This is a genomic window from Enterobacter cloacae complex sp. 397G4 (genome assembly GCF_050031515.1).
GTDB classification, from domain to species: Bacteria; Pseudomonadota; Gammaproteobacteria; order Enterobacterales; family Enterobacteriaceae; genus Enterobacter; species Enterobacter hormaechei_C.
Map to the genome: position 1 here is coordinate 134,532 of NZ_JBLGWE010000002.1, position 20,940 is coordinate 155,471.

21 protein-coding genes and 1 pseudogene are annotated in these 20,940 nt (G+C 62.3%); 12 read left to right on the forward strand and 10 right to left on the reverse strand.

The genetic code is table 11. From position 1 onward, the window contains the following. The first annotated feature begins 205 nt into the window (after positions 1-205). From ACQG1Y_RS24300 to ACQG1Y_RS24310, 3 genes and pseudogenes are all read left to right on the forward strand, one after another. The gene (locus ACQG1Y_RS24300; protein ID WP_023093368.1) at positions 206-1,111 is read left to right on the forward strand and encodes a LysR family transcriptional regulator; all 906 of its coding nucleotides are present in this window, start codon (positions 206-208) and stop codon (positions 1,109-1,111) included. Between the two features lie 281 nt (positions 1,112-1,392). Next, a complete protein-coding gene (locus ACQG1Y_RS24305; RefSeq protein ID WP_000043569.1) occupies positions 1,393-1,923 on the forward strand; it encodes a hypothetical protein in 531 nt (176 codons plus the stop codon). Between the two features lie 101 nt (positions 1,924-2,024). Beyond that, positions 2,025-2,204: pseudogene (locus tag ACQG1Y_RS24310) on the forward strand (integrase core domain-containing protein); the annotation flags it as partial. 228 nt (positions 2,205-2,432) lie between these two features. Here the strand turns inward: ACQG1Y_RS24310 and ACQG1Y_RS24315 are convergent. The 4 genes from ACQG1Y_RS24315 to ACQG1Y_RS24330 form a co-directional block, all read right to left on the reverse strand. Next, positions 2,433-2,750, reverse strand: coding sequence for a DMT family transporter (locus tag ACQG1Y_RS24315; RefSeq protein ID WP_000539741.1), 318 nt, complete (start codon positions 2,748-2,750; stop codon positions 2,433-2,435). Between the two features lie 58 nt (positions 2,751-2,808). Next, positions 2,809-3,072 carry an EexN family lipoprotein gene (locus ACQG1Y_RS24320; RefSeq protein ID WP_000717310.1) on the reverse strand — a complete coding sequence of 88 codons (264 nt, stop codon included), beginning with the start codon at positions 3,070-3,072 and terminating at the stop codon, positions 2,809-2,811. Positions 3,073-3,104: 32 nt separating this feature from the next. Further along, positions 3,105-4,010: a LysR family transcriptional regulator gene (locus ACQG1Y_RS24325; RefSeq protein WP_000405670.1), complete on the reverse strand. Its 906-nt coding sequence runs from the start codon at positions 4,008-4,010 to the stop codon at positions 3,105-3,107. Between the two features lie 93 nt (positions 4,011-4,103). Next, positions 4,104-5,507 carry an efflux transporter outer membrane subunit gene (locus ACQG1Y_RS24330; RefSeq protein WP_000078291.1) on the reverse strand — a complete coding sequence of 468 codons (1,404 nt, stop codon included), beginning with the start codon at positions 5,505-5,507 and terminating at the stop codon, positions 4,104-4,106. Positions 5,508-5,607: 100 nt separating this feature from the next. On the opposite strand from ACQG1Y_RS24330, the gene ACQG1Y_RS24335 reads away from it, so the two are divergent. From ACQG1Y_RS24335 to ACQG1Y_RS24375, 9 genes are all read left to right on the forward strand, one after another. After that, positions 5,608-6,249, forward strand: a complete 642-nt coding sequence (locus ACQG1Y_RS24335) for a TetR/AcrR family transcriptional regulator (protein WP_024944154.1) — start codon at positions 5,608-5,610, stop codon at positions 6,247-6,249. Between the two features lie 20 nt (positions 6,250-6,269). Beyond that, positions 6,270-7,412, forward strand: coding sequence for an efflux RND transporter periplasmic adaptor subunit (locus ACQG1Y_RS24340; protein ID WP_227592346.1), 1,143 nt, complete (start codon positions 6,270-6,272; stop codon positions 7,410-7,412). Between the two features lie 24 nt (positions 7,413-7,436). Further along, complete coding sequence (locus ACQG1Y_RS24345) at positions 7,437-10,541, forward strand: efflux RND transporter permease subunit (RefSeq protein WP_003092293.1); 3,105 nt, start codon at positions 7,437-7,439, stop codon at positions 10,539-10,541. An 80-nt stretch (positions 10,542-10,621) separates the two neighbouring features. After that, positions 10,622-10,969 (forward strand): DMT family transporter, encoded by a 348-nt coding sequence (locus ACQG1Y_RS24350; protein ID WP_038421338.1) that lies wholly within the window; start codon positions 10,622-10,624, stop codon positions 10,967-10,969. Between the two features lie 15 nt (positions 10,970-10,984). Next, positions 10,985-11,605: a DUF3313 family protein gene (locus tag ACQG1Y_RS24355; RefSeq protein ID WP_000837791.1), complete on the forward strand. Its 621-nt coding sequence runs from the start codon at positions 10,985-10,987 to the stop codon at positions 11,603-11,605. Then, on the forward strand, positions 11,602-12,759 hold the full coding sequence (locus ACQG1Y_RS24360; RefSeq protein ID WP_000063629.1) for an MlaE family ABC transporter permease: 1,158 nt from the start codon (positions 11,602-11,604) through the stop codon (positions 12,757-12,759). Before ACQG1Y_RS24355 ends, ACQG1Y_RS24360 begins: the two co-directional genes overlap by 4 nt. Positions 12,760-12,764: 5 nt before the next feature. Next, a complete protein-coding gene (locus ACQG1Y_RS24365) occupies positions 12,765-13,577 on the forward strand; it encodes an ABC transporter ATP-binding protein (RefSeq protein ID WP_024944155.1) in 813 nt (270 codons plus the stop codon). A 91-nt stretch (positions 13,578-13,668) separates the two neighbouring features. Further along, a complete protein-coding gene (locus ACQG1Y_RS24370) occupies positions 13,669-14,598 on the forward strand; it encodes an MlaD family protein (RefSeq protein ID WP_000433686.1) in 930 nt (309 codons plus the stop codon). A gap of 92 nt (positions 14,599-14,690) precedes the next feature. Beyond that, complete coding sequence (locus ACQG1Y_RS24375) at positions 14,691-15,290, forward strand: ABC-type transport auxiliary lipoprotein family protein (protein WP_259469579.1); 600 nt, start codon at positions 14,691-14,693, stop codon at positions 15,288-15,290. Between the two features lie 66 nt (positions 15,291-15,356). On the opposite strand, the gene ACQG1Y_RS24380 is transcribed toward ACQG1Y_RS24375, so the two are convergent. The 6 genes from ACQG1Y_RS24380 to ACQG1Y_RS24405 form a co-directional block, all read right to left on the reverse strand. Then, entirely contained in the window at positions 15,357-17,360 is a 2,004-nt protein-coding gene (locus ACQG1Y_RS24380; protein WP_000132148.1) for a relaxase/mobilization nuclease domain-containing protein, read from the reverse strand. Between the two features lie 448 nt (positions 17,361-17,808). Further along, positions 17,809-18,396: a S26 family signal peptidase gene (locus tag ACQG1Y_RS24385; RefSeq protein WP_003092304.1), complete on the reverse strand. Its 588-nt coding sequence runs from the start codon at positions 18,394-18,396 to the stop codon at positions 17,809-17,811. Then, on the reverse strand, positions 18,393-18,950 hold the full coding sequence (locus ACQG1Y_RS24390) for a DUF2840 domain-containing protein (RefSeq protein ID WP_023093372.1): 558 nt from the start codon (positions 18,948-18,950) through the stop codon (positions 18,393-18,395). The genes ACQG1Y_RS24385 and ACQG1Y_RS24390 overlap by 4 nt, the downstream gene beginning before the upstream one ends. Further along, complete coding sequence (locus ACQG1Y_RS24395; RefSeq protein WP_000147048.1) at positions 18,947-19,210, reverse strand: hypothetical protein; 264 nt, start codon at positions 19,208-19,210, stop codon at positions 18,947-18,949. Before ACQG1Y_RS24395 ends, ACQG1Y_RS24390 begins: the two co-directional genes overlap by 4 nt. Next, positions 19,207-19,845 (reverse strand): ParA family partition ATPase, encoded by a 639-nt coding sequence (gene parA, locus ACQG1Y_RS24400; protein WP_003092312.1) that lies wholly within the window; start codon positions 19,843-19,845, stop codon positions 19,207-19,209. The genes ACQG1Y_RS24395 and parA overlap by 4 nt, the downstream gene beginning before the upstream one ends. A 241-nt stretch (positions 19,846-20,086) precedes the next feature. Then, the gene (locus ACQG1Y_RS24405) at positions 20,087-20,908 is read right to left on the reverse strand and encodes a replication initiator protein A (protein WP_022580213.1); all 822 of its coding nucleotides are present in this window, start codon (positions 20,906-20,908) and stop codon (positions 20,087-20,089) included. Between the last annotated feature and the right edge of the window lie 32 nt (positions 20,909-20,940).

Consider the following 20,940-nt stretch of genomic DNA (forward strand, 5'->3'; position numbering starts at 1 on the left):
GACCGTTCGCAGCACAATGGTCGAGGGAAAAGAAAGAATGAGCGCGGTGGCGAGTCAAAGAAAAGCGCCGCAAGCGAAAGCGCACTGCGGCGCATACAGAGTTCCAAGCAAGTTACCCAAAAAAAGCCGTCAATGGGCCTTGCTTCCACTCATAGGCAATATTTAGATATCATGAAAAACGATGATATTTAAGATTGGAATAAAAATGAAAAATATCAAGAGTATGGATCTCAACTTGCTCAAGGCGCTGGACGCATTGTTAGACGAACGCAATGTGACACGGGCGGCGGCCCGTCTGGGACTAACCCAGCCGGCCTTGAGTGGCATGCTGACGCGGTTGCGCGAGAGCTTCGGTGACCCGCTTTTCGCGCGCTCGCAGCGGGGTATCGTTCCAACGCAGCGGGCGCTGGATCTAGGGATGCCTGTCAAGCAGGTGCTCGCCGAAATCGACGCGCTGCTCCAGCCACCTTCCTTCAATCCGGCCACCGCACAACTGACCTTCTCCATCGCCGCGACGGACTATGCGCTGCGTGCCGTTGCTGTCCCATTTCTATCGGCACTTAAACGGCACGCACCGCGTGTACGAGTCTCATTAGTGCCAGTCGAGAGCGGGCAGCTACAGAACCAGCTTGAGCGCGGTCAGATCGATTTAGCCCTCCTGACGCCAGAGATCACTCCGCCAAATCTGCATGCCCGAGAGCTGTTCAAGGAACACTATGTGTGTGTCCTGCGGGAAGACCATCCTGCGGCTATGGGGCGCAAGCTGACCGTTAAACAGTTCTGTGCTCTCGACCATGCGCTTGTTTCCTACGATGGTGGAGGTTTCCGCGGCGTCACCGACGATGCGCTAGAACAGTTGGGCAAACGACGCAGCGTCACACTGTCGGTCAAGAGCTTTCTGATCTTGCCAGACATCCTGCGTGCCAGTGACATGGTTGCGATCTTGCCGAGCCGCTTGGTCGCCGGTATGGACAAGCTGGCTATCTCCCTGCCGCCGGTGAAGATACCGGGGTTCACCAAGACGGCTGCTTGGCACGAACGCACCCATCACGATCCAGCACATCGCTGGATACGAGCACTGCTGTTCACTTCCTGTGCTAACAACAAGTAGGCAAGATCGCTCCTATCGTCATGCTCAGCACAACTCTACCTCGCACTACAAATAAGCAATCAGTCGGCTCAATTGGAGACGCGCCCTTTCGTAGCGCCGCTGCGAGATAGCCTAGTCGGTGGATGGCAGAACCTAGGCCTTGATATCATATTTTATGATATCAAAAATAGAAACTTAGGATTTCACTTATTGCAGATGGAGGCTCATGATTTGCTCCATGACCACTTGAATGACGCAGCCACCCCTGTTGCGTCATCGACATTTTGTGAAGGAGCTTCGATATGAGCAAGCAACAGAACGCCATCCTCTGGCCCGAAGGCTACACGCCGGGCTTTACTGAGAATTTCGCCTCCAATGAGATCATCGCCGCCGGCTTGAGCGCGGCCGACGTATGGCCTCTACTCGTCACACCATCGCTGTGGCCAAGCTACTACGCCAACTCGGCTAACGTGTGCTTTCATGACGGCAAAGGCCCGGTACTGGCCGACGGCGATCGGTTTTACTTCGAGACCTTCGGCTTCCCGGTAGAGGGGCAGTGCAACGAATACGTGCCACCTGCGGATGGGCAACCCGGCCGCGTGGCCTGGCACGGCTGGTCCGGCGAGGAAGGCACAGATACGCGCCTGGATGTGCATCACGCCTGGCTGGTTGAGAACCTGGACGGCAGGCGCGTGCGCATCCTCACGCAGGAAACTCAGAAGGGCAAACCGGCCGAGGAGCTGCACAACGCCAAACCCAACCCGATGATCAACGGCCATCAGGACTGGCTCGACAGCTTGGTCGAGGCAGCGCGCAAAGCCAAGCAGGCGTAGTGGTCTCCGGCCGCTTGATCCCAAGCGTCTGAACGGAGAAAACCATGATGAGAACTCCCCTCAGGATTCTGCTGGTCCTGACTTCGCAGGCAACGATGGGCGACGAACTGCTCAACCGCGAATGGTTCCGCAGTCGGACCGAAGCGAAGGTGCTGATCGAACGTTGGCGACAGTTCTACAACGAGCAGCGGCCGCATAGCGCGCATGCTTACAAACCGCCGGCGACGATCCGGCGCAACTGGATCCAATCCGATAGCATCCCCTCCGAACTCACTGCCTGACTGGCTACAAAGTTCGTACTCAGGTCACCTTGGCGCAGGCACTGAAGGTGGAGCCACCCGGAATGGGTGCTCCCACCGCCTTACGCGCACTGGCTCGAACTCTCCCGAGGCGCCGGCAAGCTCGTCACATAGCGACTAGAGAGAGGAGGTGACCGTACGAGTTCCCAGCGCCCGATCCACTCTGGGAGCTGGGTCGCCTAGCGACTACGCTACCAATGGAGCTAGCGATCAACTCGATAACTTGAGCGTGATAACGCCCAGGATGATCAACGCCACGCCAAGGTATCGCATCAGGGAGGTTGGGTCGCCATAGAAATGAATTCCGACTAAGAAAGTTCCCGCCGCTCCGATACCCGTCCACACCGCATAAGCAGTCCCAATCGGTATCTGACGCTGAGCAAGCCATAGGAAGGCGCCGCTAATTGTCATGAAAGAGACGGCTACTGCGACCCCACTCCAACGCGATGTTGGCTCTTGCGCCATTTTCAGCCCGACCGGCCATCCGATTTCAAACAATCCAGCCAAAACAAGATAGATCCAACCCATTGCGATTCTCCTTCAAATTTTTCATATCCGGCATACATACTCCGGCATGACCACCAGCTTAGAACTTCGGCGGCTCTTTAGGCGTGGTGTGGGGCACATCGCCATCTTCGTAAAAGCGCTTTCGCGTAGCCTCGGCAACCCGGTTACATAGTTGGTCGCCCAGCATTGGTCGATCCAACTTGCATTGCTTGCGCAACTCTTTCAGACGCTCAGGATTGAGCGCTAATTCATCGACTGTCGGAAGGTTGGCTTTATCTGGTTTCCCAGATGGGCTGCAGGCTGCCAATGTCGAGGAAAGCAATATGAGAGCAATCTTCTTCATGGTTAATTTTCTTTGGGAGATTGTGTGATGGTTTACCGCCGACCTTTGGCATCTGGAGATTTGATCGAATGAACGCGTTCCATGAAGCGAGTCAGCATTTCTGACGGCTCGCTGGCCGGCCGTAGTAGATAGGTCGTGAGCATTGGCGAACGTCCAGTCAGCGGCCGTGCGACCACCCCCTGTTCCCTGCTGGCTGTGATATGCGCGCCTCCTGTGAGGCCTAGTGCAAGTCCCGCCGAAACCAGGACCATCATTAGATCGCTGGAAGTCACGCGTTCGGCAATCAGTGGCTCTATGTCCACGCGACGTAGCACCCGTTCAACTTGCCGAGCATGGCCCTCACACGCCACCGCGTCGCAGAGCACCAGCGGATACCGCAACAGCTCTTCTAGGGGAATCTGTTTGTGGGATAGCAAGGGGTGCCGTGCGGGCACAGCTACCATCAGAGGGTCACTCCACACCGGCACGGCGATGATGCCTTCGCCGACTTCATCCGATTGAGCGAAGCCGAGATCGTACAGTTCGCCACACAATCCCTTGATTTGCTGTGCCAAAGGCACCTCGAAGAAGCGAACTTCCACTTCCGGCTCTTCCTGCCGGCAGAGCGCCAACAACGCAGGCAGGCGCGATGGCGTGATTCCATCAGACAATGCAATACGGAGCTGGCAATGAAAGCCATTGGCTGCGGCGTTCACACTGTCGCGCGCCTGCTGCAAAGCTGCGAAGACACGCGGCACGCTCTCAAAGAAGAGCCTGCCCGCACGAGTCAAGCGGGTGCTCCGAGTGGTTCTCGCAAATAGCGCTACGCCCAACTCTTCCTCAAGTTCCTTGATGGCGCGCGACAGCGGCGATGTCTCTATGTGGAGGCGCTCTGCGGCTCGGGCAAAGTGCAGCTCCTCTGCCACCGCCAGAAAGTAGCGCAGGTGTCGAATTTCCATGTTCGCATTCCTCATCACTCAGGCCTCACCACCTTCGCCTTGCGTCACGCTATTTAGCTAGCCTTCGCAAGCTGCTCCAGCATGTTTCTGCGATCAAACAGGAGAGCCGGATAATGCTTTTGCCAGGACGCCCCATTGCATGGCTGTCTCGGCCCGCGTGCGGATCAGCGAAGCCTGCGCTGACAGCACCCCGGCCTCAGCCTCGGCCACCACCGTGGCGTCCACTTGTCCCGCCTCGAACAGACGTCGGCTGCGATCGAGCTGACGCTCCGCGACTGCGACACCCTCGGCCTGATGCTCCAGTGCTGCGTGCTGCGTATGCCAACCGAGATATGCGTTCTCTACGTCCTGCAAAGCACTCAACAAAGTGCGCTCGAACTCCGCACGGGCAGCTCGGCTGCGCGCCTCTCCGGTCTCGATGCCGGCACGGATCGCGCCACCATCGAAGATCGGCAACGACACCCCGGCCCCAAGTGAAAAAATGTTTCCAGTGATGCGGGTTCCCACACTCTCTACGCGCTGCCGTCCGCCGCTCAGGTCCAACACCAGCCTGGGGAAGCGTTCGCCTTCGGCTGCGTTCCAGCGCGCGGTTTCGGCGGCGAACTTCGCTTCGGCGGCGCGCACGTCGGGCCGCTCACTCAGCAGGTCCGCAGGTATGCGTGTCGGTGTCCAGTCCGGGACGGCGAGCGACGCAAGAGTTGGGGAAGCTGCAGGCGCTCCGGGCGTTTGTCCCACTAGTACATCGAGTGCATGCGTCGCCTCGCCGCGCGCACGCCGCAGTTGCTCTTGCTCCACGCGCAGTGCGACGACGCCGGCGCGGGTACGCTCGATGTCGAAGCCGGTAGCTTGTCCGGCCTCGAACTTCCGTTGCATCAGCAAGACGAGTCGTTCTGCGGATGCCAGCCGCGCCGCGGCTAGCGCTTCGAGCTCACTGGCTTGGCGCTGCTGCACAGCCGCCGACACTGTTTCAAACGCGACCTGCCACCGCGTGGCAACCCACGCTTGTTCGGCTGCCACCGCATCCAGGCGCGCACCTTCTGCTGCCTGCGAAAGCCGTCCCGACAGGTCTGCCTCCCACGATGCGGACAACGTGGCGCGGCCATCATTGCCGATTGCAACGTTCTCTGAATAGTCGCGTCCTCGAGTTGCCTGCGTGCCCGCGGACAACGAGGGGAGCAGGGAGGCCCGTGCTCGCCGCGTGGCGGCCGATGCCTCGTCCACGCGCGCTCGCGCAATCGTCAGTTCGGTATTGCGCTCCAGCGCCGCCCGGACCAAGGCATTGAGGTGCGGATCGCCGTAGGCCGTCCACCAATCGACGGGAAGAGTACGGCGGGACGATTTGTCCAAGATGCCTTCACCTCCCTCTTCATTTGAGAAATGGGCCGGTACATCCAGGCGAGGTGGATCGGCAGAGTGCGGGGCATGGCTGCAGGCCGCAAGAAGCAGTAGCGGAGAAATCATGGCAATGAGGCGATAGCGTTCAAGAATTTGAGACATGGCAGCTCCTTGCGTTCCGAAAAAGTCTTGACGGACTGTTGTATGGCTTCTACTATACCGTCTGGACTGTATATGACTCAAGCTTTTTTGGAGCACGACCATGCCGCCCCGCGCGAAAACAAAGTTGCCCCCCCCGTCCACTGCCCATAGCAGCGCCGATGCGCAGCCCGGCCTCCAGCAAGGAGCCCAGCGAACTCGCGACCGCATCCTGCAGGCCGCCCGCGAACTGGTGCTGGAGGAAGGTGCCAGTCGCTTGACACTGGACGCCGTCGTTGTGCGGGCCGGGTTGAGCAAAGGGGCGTTTCTCTATCACTTCAAGACCAAACGCGATTTGTTCGTGACACTGATCGACGAGATGATCCGGGCGTTCGACGCGGTACAAGCCAATCACGAGCGCAGGTTTGCCGGAGATCCGGACCCCTGGCTGTCGAGCCAGGTGGAAGCGATGCCCGACGACGAGATGCAGAAGATGGGCGCAGCGCTGCTCGCGGCAGCTGCGGAAGATCCAACACTTCTCGACCCACTGCGCGAGTGTTACCGCGTGCAGTACGAACGCGTGCGTCGATCCCCGCGTGGCACCGAGACCGCGGCACTCATCATGCTGGCATTGGATGGCGCCCTGTTCGCCGATCTTCTGGGTTTGCCAATACTCGCACCCGCAGAGCGGCGGCATTTCTTTCGGGCGCTCCAGGATCTCGCCTCGGGCCATCTCGAACTTGTCCCGGCAAAAGGACGCACATGAGTCGCGTCCGTAGCGGTGTCATGACCGCGTGCGCACCGCGCTCCTTGGCGGTTGCTTGCACACTATCCATTTCGACTCTGCTCTCAGGGTGCGGAGACTCGCAATCCACCGTATCCGAGCCTCCGCGCGCAGTGAAGCTCGCCGCCGCGCAGTCGGATCTCCCGCATAGCTCTCGCATCGAATTGACTGGCTCGGCGCGAGCAACCGAGCGCAGCATCCTAGGATTTGAAACAGGAGGACGGATCGCCAAGTTGAACGTCGACGTGGGTGAACGGTTCTCCCGCGGCCAAGTCCTGGCAGAACTTGATGCGCAACCTGACCGGCTTCGCGTGACACAAGCGCAAGCATCCCTGGCGGCCGCCGAAGCCGGCCTGATGGATCGACGTGTACAGACAGATCAACAGCGCCGGTTGCTCGAAAGCGAAGTCATCTCCCCTGCTGCGTTCGAGAGCGCGAAGGCGCAGCTAGCGGTCGCAGAGGGTCAAGCGCGCACTGCCAAGGCGGCGCTTGGCCTGGCCGAACGAGCACAACGTGGCACGATGATCGTCGCTCCTTTCGATGGTGTCGTGGCGGAAAAGCTGGCTTTGGCGTTCACCGACATTGCTGCTGGTGCGCCGGTATTTCAGGTCGACGGCGTGCGCAGTGGCACTGAGATCATCGCGAACGCGTCTACTACACAGGCACCTCACATAGATGTCGGCCAACGCGCAGAACTGAGCTGGAGCGGAGCCGAACAACCAATCCGAGCGGTGGTACGTCGTGTCGGTCTGCGCGCCGAAAATGGCTCGCTCCTACCCGTGGTGCTAGTGCCTGAAGATAACGCGCAAGCGCGCGCACTTCGGCCAGGTATTCCCGTACAGGTCGTGCTCGACGCACCTGCGGCAACCTCCAAGACCTCTCGGCCCGAGACTGTATCCATACCTTATGCCTCGCTGGTGCTCGGCACGAAGCCGGGCGAGGCTTCCGTCTTCGTCTACACCCCTGAAGATAAGAAGGTGCACCGTCGCGCGGTGCGCTTCACGCCGGTACAGGAAGGAGACAGCGCGCGCGTCCTCGCTGGACTCAAGCCCGGCGAGACGGTGGTTGCCGCCGGAGGAGGATGGCTCACCGATGGACAGCCAGTGACACCACTGGAAGCCACCACTCAATTGACCAAGCGCTAACGCGATCCACCAGGTTACTTCATCATGAAGATCACCGAGATGGCGCTGCGCGCCAGTCGACTTACCTACTTTGTAGCGCTCATCATTTTCGTCGCCGGCATCGCGACCTTCCTGAATTTTCCTTCTCAGGAGGAGCCGACTGTCACGGTCCGCGATGCGATGGTCACGGCGTTGAACCCGGGGCTGCCCGCCGAACGCGTTGAGCAACTCATTGCCCGGCCGATCGAGGAGCGCTTGCGCGAACTGGCAGAGGTCAAGCGCGTGACGAGCACCGTGCGCGCAGGCAGCGCCATGATCCAGGTCACGATCTGGGACCGCTACACCGACTTGGCACCGATCTGGCAGCGCGTCCGGGCCAAGGTCGCCGATTCGAAGGATGCCTTACCACAGAGCACGATGGGGCCTTTCGTCGACGAAGACTTCGGCCGCGTCGCGGTTGCCTCGATTGCGGTCACTGCACCAGGTTACTCCATGAGCGAGATGCGCGTCGCGCTCAAGCAGATGCGCGACCGCCTGTACACCGTGCCTGGTATTGAGCGCATCACTTTCTACGGCCTGCAGGAAGAGCGCGTCTATCTCGAATTCGATCGGCCTAGGCTCGCGCGATTGGAGCTGACACCACAGGGGGTGATCGACCAACTCGTCAAACAGAACGTCGTCGCTTCGGGTGGACAAATTGTTGTCGGCGGCATCAATGCAACCTTGGCGGTCAGTGGCGAAGTGCGTGACGCTCCCTCCCTGCGAGCAATGCCGATCGCGCTGCCACGACCGCAAAGTAGTACGGCGCCCGTGCCGACGATCGCATTGGGTGAACTGGCGCAGGTGAGTGTGCGGCCAGCCGATCCGCCGGAATCTGCTGCCATCTACAAAGGCCAGCCCGCTGTCGTCATGGCGGTTTCGATGGCCTCCGGTCAGAACGTGGAGCAGTTCGGAAAAGCGCTCAAAGCACGGGTTGCAGACCAGGAGAAGCTGCTGCCGGCGGGTTTCGATCTGTCATACGTCACTTTCCAGGCCGATGTCGTCAAGCACGAGATGGGCAAAATGAACCACGTCATGATGGAGACGATCATCGTCGTCCTCGGTGTCGTCGTGCTATTTCTCGGTTGGCGCACCGGGATCATCGTGGGCATGATCGTGCCGTTGACGATCCTCAGTGCACTCATCGTCATGCGCGCGATGAACATCGAGCTTCAGAACGTCTCGATGGGCGCCATCATCATTGCGCTCGGCTTGTTGGTGGACAACGGCATTGTGATTGCCGAAGACATCGAACGCCGCCTGGCCGGTGGCGAAGATCGTAAGCATGCCTGCCTCGAGGCGGGCCGCACGCTCGCCATTCCGCTGCTCACGTCCTCGCTCGTGATCGTGATCGTGTTCTCGCCGTTCTTTTTTGGCCAGAACGCCACGAGCGAGTATCTGCACAATCTCGTGGTCGTGCTGGCACTGACGTTGTTCGCTTCGTGGCTGCTGTGCCTGACTGTCACGCCCCTATTGTGCTACCACTTCGCCAAACCCCATCACAAGCAGGAGCAGGGCGACGCCTATGACACCCGCTTCTACCGTGGCTACCGGCGCGTACTGGAGTGGGTGCTCCACCATAAGGCGGTCTATGTAGCGTCGATGATCGCGGCGCTTGCCATTGCGCTGTATGGCTTCACCACCCTGCCGTACGATTTCATGCCCAAGTCCGACCGGCTTCAGTTCCAGATTCCGGTGCAGCTCGCCCCCGGTACCGACTCGCGCGAAACGCTCGCCCGCGTGAAGCAGATCAGTGGTTGGCTGGGCGACACGAACATCAATCCAGAAGTCTCCGATCACATCGGCTACGTCGCCGATGGTGGCCCGCGCTTCATCCTTAGCCTGAATCCACCACTGCCGGCATCGAACATCGCGTACTTCGTTGTCACATTGAAGCCGAAGAGCGACATCGACGCCGTCCTCGCCCGCACCCGCAGCTACTTTGCGCAAGCACATGGCGACGTGCGCGCCGAGCCCAAGCGTTTCTCGCTCGGTGCGACCGAGTCAGGGACTGCCATTTATCGCGTCAGCGGTCCGGATGAGGAGGTATTGTTGGGGGCCGCGTCCAAAATCGAAGCAGCGCTGCGCAAGCTGCCCGGCACCATCAACGTCAAGAACGATTGGGATACGCGCGTTGGCCGCATCGACGTACGGGTCGACCAGGACCGCGCGCGTCGGGCGGGCGTGACGACTGAAGACATCGCTGGCGGGCTGGATGTCCGCTACAGCGGCAGATCGATCTCGGTTATTCGCGACGGTGACACCTCCGTCCCGATCGTCCTGCGCAGTATCGTAAGCGAGCGTCGCAGCACGGCAGACGTAGGCGCGACGCTCATCTATCCCACCAACGGCGGTCCAGCGGTGACGCTGGCTCAGGTCGCAGACGTATCGCTCGCGAGCGAGCCCTCGGTCATCCAACGGCGCAATCTCATCCGCACGATCACCGTGCAAGGACAGAACACCTCTTACACCGCCCAGGAGATCATCAACCGCCTGGCGCCTAGCGTCGCTGCCCTGGACCTGCCCGCGGGCTACTCGGTTGAACTTGGCGGCGAGATCGAGGAAGCCGCCGAATCGAACGCCGCGCTGTCGACCTACATGCCCCTCGCATTTCTGGCGATGCTGATGCTGTTCGTATGGCAGTTCAATTCTTTCCGCAAGCTCGGTGTGATCCTCGCGACGATCCCTTTCACGCTTATCGGCGTGGTATTGGCTCTGAAGCTGACCGGCACACCTTTCAGCTTCATGGCGACCTTCGGCGTACTGGCCCTGTTCGGGATCATTGTCAACAACGCCGTGCTCTTGCTGGAACGCATCGACCAGGGGCTAGCGGAAGGCCTGCCACGCCATGAAGCCTTGGTTGGGGCCGCGATACAACGGCTTCGTCCAATCGTGATGACCAAGGTCACCTGCATTTCGGGACTGGTGCCACTCATGCTCTTCTCCGGACCATTATGGAAAGGGATGGCGATCGCGATGATCGGTGGGCTGGCACTCGGAACGCTGGTGACGTTGGGCTTGATTCCGCTGCTTTACGAAGTCCTGTTTGGAATCAAGCGAATTGGGCCGTGGAACCTGAGTGTCGCCACCGCGCATGGAGATCGCTCATGAGTCTCTTGCGAGCCGCCGCGTGCTGCGCATTCTCAGAATTCGTATGCACCCACGCTTCATGCGTATGTCTCGCTAGGCTTATGCGATTCAGCACCCATCCGCTGATCTGGAAATCCTGGTCGATTGTCATTGCCGCAGGGGTTCTAGGAGCGGGCTATCCACTGGGCCTGCGGGCCATCACGGCGGGCGGTCCGATGCGCTGGGTCGGCCTCTGTGTGGCAGTGACGTGCATGGCGGCCAGCGGCGCACTTTTGTGGTTCGCGCTCAAGCGGATTCCGATCAGCGCGGCCTCTGCAGCCTGGGCAGGAATCGGGCTACTTGGAAACTTGGGCGTCGGCGCCCTCCTACTAGGCGATGTCGCATCGGTAACGCGCTGGTCTGGCACCGCCCTCATCGCAGCAGGCATTGCCTGTCTTAGTTTCGTTTGATCAAGGAGACCCATTATGAAGAGCAAAACTGCATTGATCCGCGGCGGCATCTTTTTTTGCGTAGCAGGCGCGCTCTCTGGATGCGCGACCAACAGCATGACGCGCTCCGGATTTCTCGGCGACTACGAGAAGTTATCGCCGACACGATACGAGAACGTACTGATGTACCGCGCAGCGGGATTCGAGCCCAAGCGTTATGCCGCTGTCGTGGTGGAAGAAGCGCAGATCAAGACCGCCTCGGGTCGCATCGATGGGCTCGATGACGCGCAGCAGCGCGAAGTGCTAGACCATGTGACGAGCGAACTGAAACGCCAGGAAGGCAAAAGTCCCGCCCCCCCAGGTGGCGCGGGACAGGTTCGGGTGCGTGTAGCGGTCACCGAACTGCAGACACCGAATCGGGCAGTCAATGCAATGACGACCCTGCTGGTTGGACCCGTGACGACGGGTGGTGCCAGCCTAGAGTTCGAAGCAGTCGATTTAAGGACGGGACGCCGGGTTGCTGCCGCCAGTTGCTTCGAGCGCGGCAACGTCATTAAAGAGTTCGCCGGTTCGTACACATTGCTGGGTCATGCCAAAGCGGCGATCACGAACTGCATCGAGCGCATCGACAGCGCTTGGCGGGACACGCAGCCATGAGCAACGCTTCACAGGCTTGGCTCCGGCAGGATGCCATGGTCGGCGGTGATCACAAATGGCTGGCGGGTGGCGACTGGACGATAGAGCACTACGCCAGTCTGGCAAAATCCGTGTCCGCCGCCCGCATCAGTCATGCCGAGGGGTACGCCACTCCCTTACTCGACTGGACGCAAGTCCAGAGACTGGACACCGCCGGCGCGGCTCTGCTGGTGGAAATTCTCGGGCCAGACTCGATACTCGACCGGCCGGAGGCAGCTCCAAATCTGTCCTCGGATCGCCTCGCCCTAATGAGAGCGCTGGCCGCCGCTGCTACCGATCAGCAGAAGACGGAGAAAGCAGCGGTGAGCGGGAATCCTCTGCTCCGCGGTCTGGGACGCATAGGCCTGACCTTGGAACAGGGCTGTCGTGCGTGTCTTGGTCTGGCCGGGTTCGTGGGCCAGATCATCGAAACATGGAGCCGTACCGTTCGTCACCCGCGTCGCTGGCGCGCGACCTCGGTGATCGCTCAAATCCAGCGATCAGCGGTGGACGCCATTCCCATCGTGGCGCTACTGAGCTTCATGGTAGGAATGGTGGTGGCGTTCCTGGGAGCAACGGTGCTGGCCAACTTCGGTGCGAGCATCTTCTCGGTGCATCTGGTCGCCTTCTCGTTCATGCGCGAGTTCGGAGTGCTGCTCCCGGCCATATTGATTGCAGGCCGTACCGCAAGCGCGTACACCGCCCAAATCGGTTCGATGAAGGCAAATGAAGAGATCGATGCGCTTCGCTCCAACGCGCTCGACCCCATCGAGTTACTGGTGCTGCCACGCGTGCTGGCGCTTCTTGTGTCCTTGCCACTGCTCACCTTAGTAGGCATCTTGGCTGGCATTGCGGGCGGCGCCACCGTATGCGCACTGAGCTTGGAAATTCCTCCCGCACAGTTCCTTGCCATCGTGCAGGAAAAAATCGAGGTGCGCCATTTTCTTGTCGGAATGAGCAAGTCCCCGCTCTTCGCGGTGATGATCGCCGCTATCGGCTGCCATGAAGGGTTCAAGGTCGCCGGTAGCGCTGAGTCGGTAGGCGACCACACGACGTCTAGTGTCGTGCAATCAATCTTCATGGTGATCCTGATAGACGCCATCGCTGCACTGTTCTTCATGGAGATGGGCTGGTGAGCGCGGTGAAGCAAGACACCGACAACGGTGTGCGACACGCTATTGAAGTGCGCGGCCTGGACAACAGGTTTGGAACCCAGCAGGTCCATCAGGACCTAGACCTGGACGTGCGGCGCGGGGAAATCCTTGGCGTGGTGGGAGGGTCAGGCACCGGGAAATCCGTGCTCTTGCGTAGCGTCGTCGGGCTGCAGAAGCCGCATTCGGGCGTGGTCCGTATCGGGGGGCGCGACCTACTGCGAGCCCAATGGCTTGCGCGCGCGCGTATGGAGCGAAGGTTCGGCATTCTGTTCCAGAAGGGCGCGTTGTATTCATCGCTGACCGTCTTGGAGAACGTCGCTCTTCCTTTGATCGAGCATGTCGGTCTGGCGCGGCCTCTTGCCGAGCGTTTGGCAAGAAGCAAGCTGGGCTTGGTGGGGTTGCCTGCCGGAGCGGGAGACAAGTATCCGGCCTCGTTGTCCGGAGGCATGGTGAAACGAGCAGCACTGGCGAGAGCCTTGGCGCTTGATGCGAACATCCTGTTTCTTGACGAACCCACCGCAGGACTGGATCCAATCGGGGCTGCATCTTTCGACCAATTGATTCTGACCCTGCGCAATGCACTGGGCCTCACGGTGTTTCTGGTAACCCACGACCTCGATACGCTGTACACCATATGCGACCGTGTCGCGGTCCTGGCGAACCAGAAGGTACTCATCAACGACGGCATCGAGGCAGTCGAGCGCTTCAAGCACCCGTGGATACAGGAATACTTTCACGGCCCCCGTGGCCGTGCGGCCGCACAGGCCACTGGTGCTTCCAGCCAAGAGACGCAGCCATGAAACCCCTCCGCATCTGCATCATTCTTCCGTCGCGCACGCATTGGGCTGGGCGCACGCAATATTTAAACTCTGAGAACGAGGTGGTCTGATCATGGAACCACGTGCCCATCATGTATTCATTGGTCTGTTCGTCGTGCTGCTCGGTGCGATTGGTATTGGCTTCGCGCTTTGGCTCAGCGACACACGTTCCGACCACGATTACCAGTATTACCGGATTATGTTCGATGAGCCAGTGACCGGGCTTACGCCCGGCAGCCAGGTTCAGTACAGCGGAATCACGATTGGCGAAGTCGTTGCACTTTCTCTTTCACCGCGAGACCCAAGGCGGGCGATAGCGCGCGTACGCATCAATGCCACCATCCCGGTCCGGCAGGATACCCGCGCTGAATTGGTCATCACGGGAATTACCGGCAACGCGGTGATCGAGTTGAGCGACGGTGGGCCAAACGTGCCATTGCTGGATCGGAGAGAGGACGAGGAACCGTTGATCCTCGCACCACGTTCGGCGATGGCATCCCTGGTCTCCGGTGAGGGGAACAGCATGACGACACTCAACGGCATCTTGCTGCGCACGCAGGAGTTACTGTCGAAGGAGAATTTGGCTCTTGTGCACCGCAGTCTGGTGAATCTTGAACAGACCACGGGCGCGGTCGCTGACCAGAGGGCCGAGATCGCGACGTTAATCAGCAATCTGACCGAAGCAAGCAGAGAATCGACAGCTGCCGTGCGCCAAGCAAATAGCACTCTTCGCGATGCCAACCTGCTACTAAATAACGATGGTAAGCAAATCATGGTGAACACGCGTGATGCAACGGCATCCCTCGAACGCGCCGCTTTCAGGGTTGAGACGCTACTGCAAAACAATCAGGAATCGCTGAACCAGGGCTTGGCCGCCACAGGTCCTGCCATGCACGAACTCCAGCAGGCGCTGGCCAATCTAAACACCGTGCTGCGCCGACTGGATCGCAATCCGGCGCAATACCTGCTCGGTGGAGAGAACATTGAGGAAACCAAGCCGTGAACACTTCCGCCAGGATGATTCCCGTCGCTGCCGTGACTATGACGCTAGTACTCGGCTTGTCCGCTTGCAGTGTGCTTCCCAAAGCAGCTCCAATGGTCACCTACAAATTGCCCGACTATCACATCGCCCAGGCGGAGAGTACGCCGCGCGACGTTCCGGGACCCGGGGCGCTGCGCGTCTACGCCCCTGAGAGTAGTCGCGTCCTGGATTCGGAGCGGCTGTTCATTGCGCAGCCCGATGGTCGCTTGTCGGCTTGGCAAGGAGTGCGTTGGGCCGACCCCGCACCGGTGCTGCTGCGTGACCGAATCGTCGAAGCCTTCATGCGCGATGGGCGGTCGACTTCCGTGATTACCGATAGCACCCCAATGAGCGCCGATATGGAGTTGCGCAGTACGCTGCGGGCGTTCCAGCTCGAATACCGCGGCACTGAAGCGATCGCCGCGGTTCGGCTCGATGTGCAACTGGTCGATCCGGCCAAACGGACTGCTATTGCCAGTAGACGCTTCGAAGCAATCCAAGCCACAGGCAGCAAGCGAGAGGCCGATGTGGTGAGCGCGTTCGGTGTCGCCACGGATATATTGGCCGGGCAGATCGTTGAATGGGCAGTTCAGGTCGGGGCAGCGCGTTTGCGAGTTGCACCGGAATTGGCAAGCAACCATGCACCCACAGCGTCGTCGATAAGCACAGACTAGTCGTCTTAACGGAGCACAGAAGCTAGGGCCAAAACGCTGCTCGACACCTTAACTCGGTACGACAGCCTACGGCCCCGATCCAATCCCAGGACCTCTTTGCCGTCCAACCTCCCATGACACACCGCCGCCGCGTACAGTCGCGGCGATCTGCTGCCCCAGTCGTGGCTCGATTATCGGCCGCCAAGGCACCAGACTGAATCCCATGCCGTCATCGAGCAGCGCATAGCGACCGCTGGCGAGCATGACCGAGCGCCGGTAGATGCCGGCTACGCGCTGCCCGTCTGTGACGTGCCGATGCTCCAATCCGCTATCGGCGGCAATGTGCTGGGCGGCCTGCGCCAGCTCCCGATTGCGCAGCGTTTCCAGCAGATTCCGGGAGAGAATCAGCCGCTGCCCGCGCCGCTGGGCCAGCCCCTGTTCTTCGAGGAAGTCGGCGCGCTGCTGCAAGGCTTGCCTAGCATCGCCGCCAAAGCCCAGGTCGCCCAGTCCCTTGCCGCCGCCGATCAACTGCTGATCCAGCCAGGTCGCGCCGATGACGCGGGCCTGCCGTTCAATCGGCAGATGCGATTTCAGTTCGACCGCCACGCCGCCCAGCCGCTGCGCGTCGTACTGGCGGCCACGCTCGGCCAAGTCGTCCGGCACCTTCCATAACCCCTCGGCCACGCGCTCCACGATGCCGGCCCGCCGTAGGGCTTCCAGCCGGCGGATATGGGCCGCCACAGCCTCTTGCGGGTCGCGGCCGGGCTTGGCTCGGCCTTGCTCGATCGCCAGGTGGTGATCGGTGCGGTACAGGCCATTGCTCGCCAGCGTGGCGATGTTCTTGTCGGCCGCCCGCACCTCGGCGGAACCGCGTACCTCCACCACCGCGCCGATGGGATAGTTCGCCAGCTCGTCGCGGGCGTCCAACGCGACGTAGTGGGCTTTGCCGTCCAACCCGTCGATGACCAGATAGCCGCGGTCGTGCAGCTCGTCGGCCAGACCCTTAGCAGCCACGCGACCGACGATAGTGCGGCCGTCGTCGCCCGGCTCGAACACCGCCAGCTCGCGAGGCTTGCCGCTCATGGCCCGCTGCATCGTTCGGATGATGTCGCCACGCTCGCCCAGGGCACGCAAGGTCTTCTCCGCGTCCGCATGGACGGCCCAGGTGCCGGGCTGCACCTCGTCGGCCAGGCCCAGGCGCTGCAAGTGTTGCAGGCGGCCGATCAGCAGCAGGCGCTGGCGTTGCAGCCGGGGTTCGTTGAAGCGTTCGATCTGCACCCGGCCATCCTCGCCGGCCTCGCGCTGCAACGTGCGGTCGAGGCTCGTCCACCGCTCTTGCTCCACCTCGCGCTGCAAGGTCTGCTGGATCTCCAGTTCGGTGCGCGGCCCCAGCCATTCCGTCGCCAGCTCGGCGGCGCGATGGCGGAAGCCGTGGGCGATGTAGTCGCCCGCGATGATGAGGTCTTTGCCGGTATCGTCGCGTCCGCGCACGATCAGGTGCGTGTGCGGGTTGTCGGTGTTCCAGTGATCGACCGCCACCCAATCCAGCCGCGTCCCCAGGTCGGCCTCCATCCGGTTCATCAGGTGCCGGGTGTAGGTGCGCAGGTCGTCCAGCTCCGCACTGTCTTCAGGTGAGACGATGAAGCGGAAATGATGTCGGTCGTCCTGGCAGCGTTCCTTGAAGGCATCGAGGTCGGCTTCGTCGGTCTGCGGCCCGTAGGCACGGCCCGGCTCGCCGTTCCGGCCGGCACCGTCGCGCTCGATGTAGCGCAGGTGCTTGGCGAGCGACTGCGGACTGGCGTTGCGCTGGTTGACCAGCAGCGTCTTGATGGTCACGCGCCGTGACATAGGGGTCAGCTTTGCGCCTGCGAAGCGCGCCGCCGTATGGCCGCGTCCAAGCCGTGAGCCGGGCCGCTGGCCGGCGTGCTGGCCGCTCCCGCCAGCGGTAGGACGGCGCACCGCCGACTTGCCGCCGCTGGCCTTGCCAGCCTGCTTGAGCACCTTGGAAACGAAGCTCTGGCCCTGGCCTTTGCCTCGGTTCTTCGGCGCGCCAGGGCGCACCCAGAAATCATGGTCGCCGCGGTCGGTCATGGCTGTGCTCCCTGCAAGCTCCGGCGTGTCCGAGCGTGCGAAGCACGCGGACATGCCTGCATCGGCGCGTGCCTCGCGCCCCACGCGGCACGGCGGCGAAGCCGCGCCGTGCCGCGCCACCCCCACGTGCAGACTGGCTTTGCGGGCGGCAGAGTGCCGAACCCTTTTGTCTTGCCTTCCGCCTTTGCCCCTCGCTCCCGCTCCGGGCATCGGCGGCCCGGCGGCGCTGCTGCACGAGCAGCCAGCCCGCCGGCGAACACGCCAATGGCCGCAGGCCAGGCGCGTTCGAGGCAAGACGCCTGCACGTTGGGCGGCTGCGCCGAAGGCAGCGCGAAGTGCGGTGCGAATGCACCCGCACTGCACGCGCGACGACACGGCGACGAACAGTAGAACGACATGCCCGATGGCACGATGAGAGGCGCGGCAAAGTGCAGCGAATCGGCGGCCATCATGGACGTGTCTCCAGCCAGATCGGATGCGCAACGCCGATCACGGCGAACGCGCTGACCGGCCCGAAATAGCGGCTGTCGAACGACGCCGGGTTGGTCGCGCTCAACAGGAACAGTTCGCCCGGTTGGAGACGGCGGCAAAGCTGCAAGGATGGCAGCGGCCGGCCCAGCCGGTCGGCAGGCAGGGCGGCGGCCACCGGCACGCCGTCGATGCGAACCTGGCCGGCGACGATGCAAACGTGTTGTGGCGCGACTGCGCCCACACGTTTGAGCAGCGGAACGCGGGTCGGCAGGTAGCCGCGCTGCGCAGCCAGCATGGCGGCCCTGTCGGGCAGCGGCATCAGCACGATGCTGTCCACGGACAGCGGACGTGGCCGCGAGGCGGTGCGCGGGTCGAACGGTTCGATGCGATACCAACCGACCGCCACGCTGTCGGACGGGTTGTAGGCCATTCGCGGCAGGGGCTGCACGAACGCCGCCCAGGCCAGCGCAGCGAGGCCGACGGTGGCGAAGCCTGCCAGCACGAGGCGAGCGCGCAGGCGCGAGCGAGGATGCGGCACGGGGCCGGTCGTGGAAATCGTGGTCATGGCAATGCCCTCCCGGCCAGCCAGGCGGCGTGCCGTTCTGCGGTGTATGTGGGTAGCGCCGAGCGCGCTGCGAGCCGGTTCGCGAGCGTGCGCCAGTACGCGGGCGATGTGTCTGCGGCTGCGATGCCCAGCGCCTCGATGCCGTCGATGCGTTCCAGCACGGCGCGCACGTTGGCATCGCCTTCGGCGTGCAGCAGCAGACGCGCGCCCGGCTGCACGCCGGGGATGCGCTGCACGGCGTCCAGCGGCGTGGCGGTCTGCATCACCATGAGCTGCCAGCGGATCGTGCCGTAGTCGTTGGCCTGCCAACGGATGCGGCACAGAACCGCGTTCGGCAGGAACACGGCGCAGCGCCGCCAGCGGTCGAGCTGGAGCGTGCGCGCCGGTTCGCCGAAGCGCAGGTAGAGCTTGAAGCGCGGTTCGATGTAGGCCAGCGCCACGCGCGTCAGCGGCACGTTGCCGGCCTGGCCGGCGAGTGTCGAAGGCGCCGGCGGCGGCGCAGCCGTGGGCGCACTTGCTTTGGGGGTGTGGGCGGTCGAAGCGGATGCGTTCACGGCGTGCCCTCCGGGGGAAACTCCCGCTCCAGCAGGTCGCGCAGCAGTTCGGCTACGGTCACGCCTCGCGTGAAGGCCGACACCTTGATGCGCGCCCGCATGGCGGGCGTGATGTCGAGCGTCAGTCGAGCGGTGTAGAGGTCGCCTTTCTGCACGGCATCTGCGTCGCCCTGGCGAATCCACGCTTCGGCGTGCGGATTCGCTGGGGGACGCGCACCGATGCCGACGCGCTTGCTGCGTGGTGGTGGCTTCCCAGTCATGTCGGCCACCGCAGCAGTTCGTCGGTGAGCGCGGCGATCTCGCGGGCAGCGGCGCTGTCGGGCGCGGTTTCGCGGGCGAGCCGGCCAGCGGCTACGCTGTCGGCAAAGACGATGCGCTGGTGGATCTCCGAGCGCAGCGCGGGCAGCGGCTGTTCGGCCAGCGATTGCCGTGCCTCCCTGCCGATGATGGTGGTGCTGACGCGCCGGTTGATGACGAAGGCCGCGCGCAGCGCTGGCCGGAACACCTGTGCTTCGCGGATCAGTGCGACCATCTCGGCAGAAGCCCATACGTCGTAGGGGCTGGGCTGCACGGGGATCAGCACGCGCTCGGCCGCCAGCAGCGCGGAACGCGCGAGGGCGGCGATGCGCGGCGGGCCGTCGATGATGATGTGATCGGCCCGCCTGGCGAGTTCTGGCGCTTCCTGATGCAGCGTTTCGCGGGCAAGGCCCACGGCGCTGAACAGACGGGGCAGGCCCTGCTGGCTACGCCGCTGCGTCCAGTCGAGCGATGACCCCTGCGGGTCGGCATCCAGCAGGATGACATGCAGGCCGCGCATCGCCAGTTCGCCGGCGATGTGCGTGGCGAGCGTGGTCTTGCCGACGCCGCCTTTCTGGTTGAGAAACGCGAAGATCATGGCGCGGCCCTCCGAGCTGGAAAGCCGGCCTGGCCGTGCCGTTTCGTGGTTGTCCACCGAAACGGCGCGCTTCTACTAAAAGTTATGTATTTCTTGTTAGGTAAGTTAGAGGGAACGCAAACCCGCGCCGTTGTTGGCTTTCCGGCGTTTTCGTACTCCTGATAGCACGAGGGTCGTACTCCTGATAGCACGATACCCGGTACTCCTGATAGCACGAGGCCGTCCACAGGTTCTCCCGCAGTTATCCCCGTGCCGCGTGCGGCACGGGCCGGAAGGTCAGCAGCTCGGTGTTGTCGTCCGGCATCCGCTCGATGCCGAGGACGTAGCCGGGCAACGACTGCCGCGCCACCAGGGCGCGCACGTCGTAGGCGAAGTCCGAGAAGCGGGCCGCGCTGCCGGATTTGCGGTACAGGTGTCGGAAGTCGAATTGCCAGCCGTGCTCCTGCCGCCCGCCATGCTTGCGCACCAGGCGGTACAGCCAGCGTTCGATACCGCCCTTCAAGCGGAAATAGGCCGGGTCGATGGTCAGCACCAGGGCGGCGTCGAGCACGCCGGCATAGAACCAGTCCGGCAAGATCAGCTCGATGCCCAGCGGGGTGCCGCTGGCGTCGGCGAGTTCCTTCCACTCGTTGATCCACGAGAAGCGATGCAAGCGCCTTCCCGTGGTTTCGCGGATGGACGTGGCCACCGTGGTCGATTGCAGCCGGTCGAGGGCGGCCTTCAGGCGCTGGTAGTCGTTGAGGGACGTGCCGCGCCCGATGAAGCGCAAAATCTCGTAAGGCGTGGCGCGTATCCAGCGCGACGGGCGCAGGCCCGCGTCGCGCGCCTCCACGATCTGCGAGGCGGCCCATATCAGCACGTCGGCATCCCATATCGTTGCGATGCCGTGCTCCTGCGTGCCTTCCACGCGAATGGTGACGTTCCCGCTGCGGAAGTCGATCGGCGCCGTGCGCCGCGACTTGGCAAGCGAGAAGAACGGAAAGGCCATCAAGTCCTGGGAATCGCGTGGCGCCATGTCGCCCGGCAGCGCGCGGAACAGATCGAGCTGTTCGCGCTGCGGCAAGGCTTGCCCTGGCGGGCTGGACATGGCGAAGG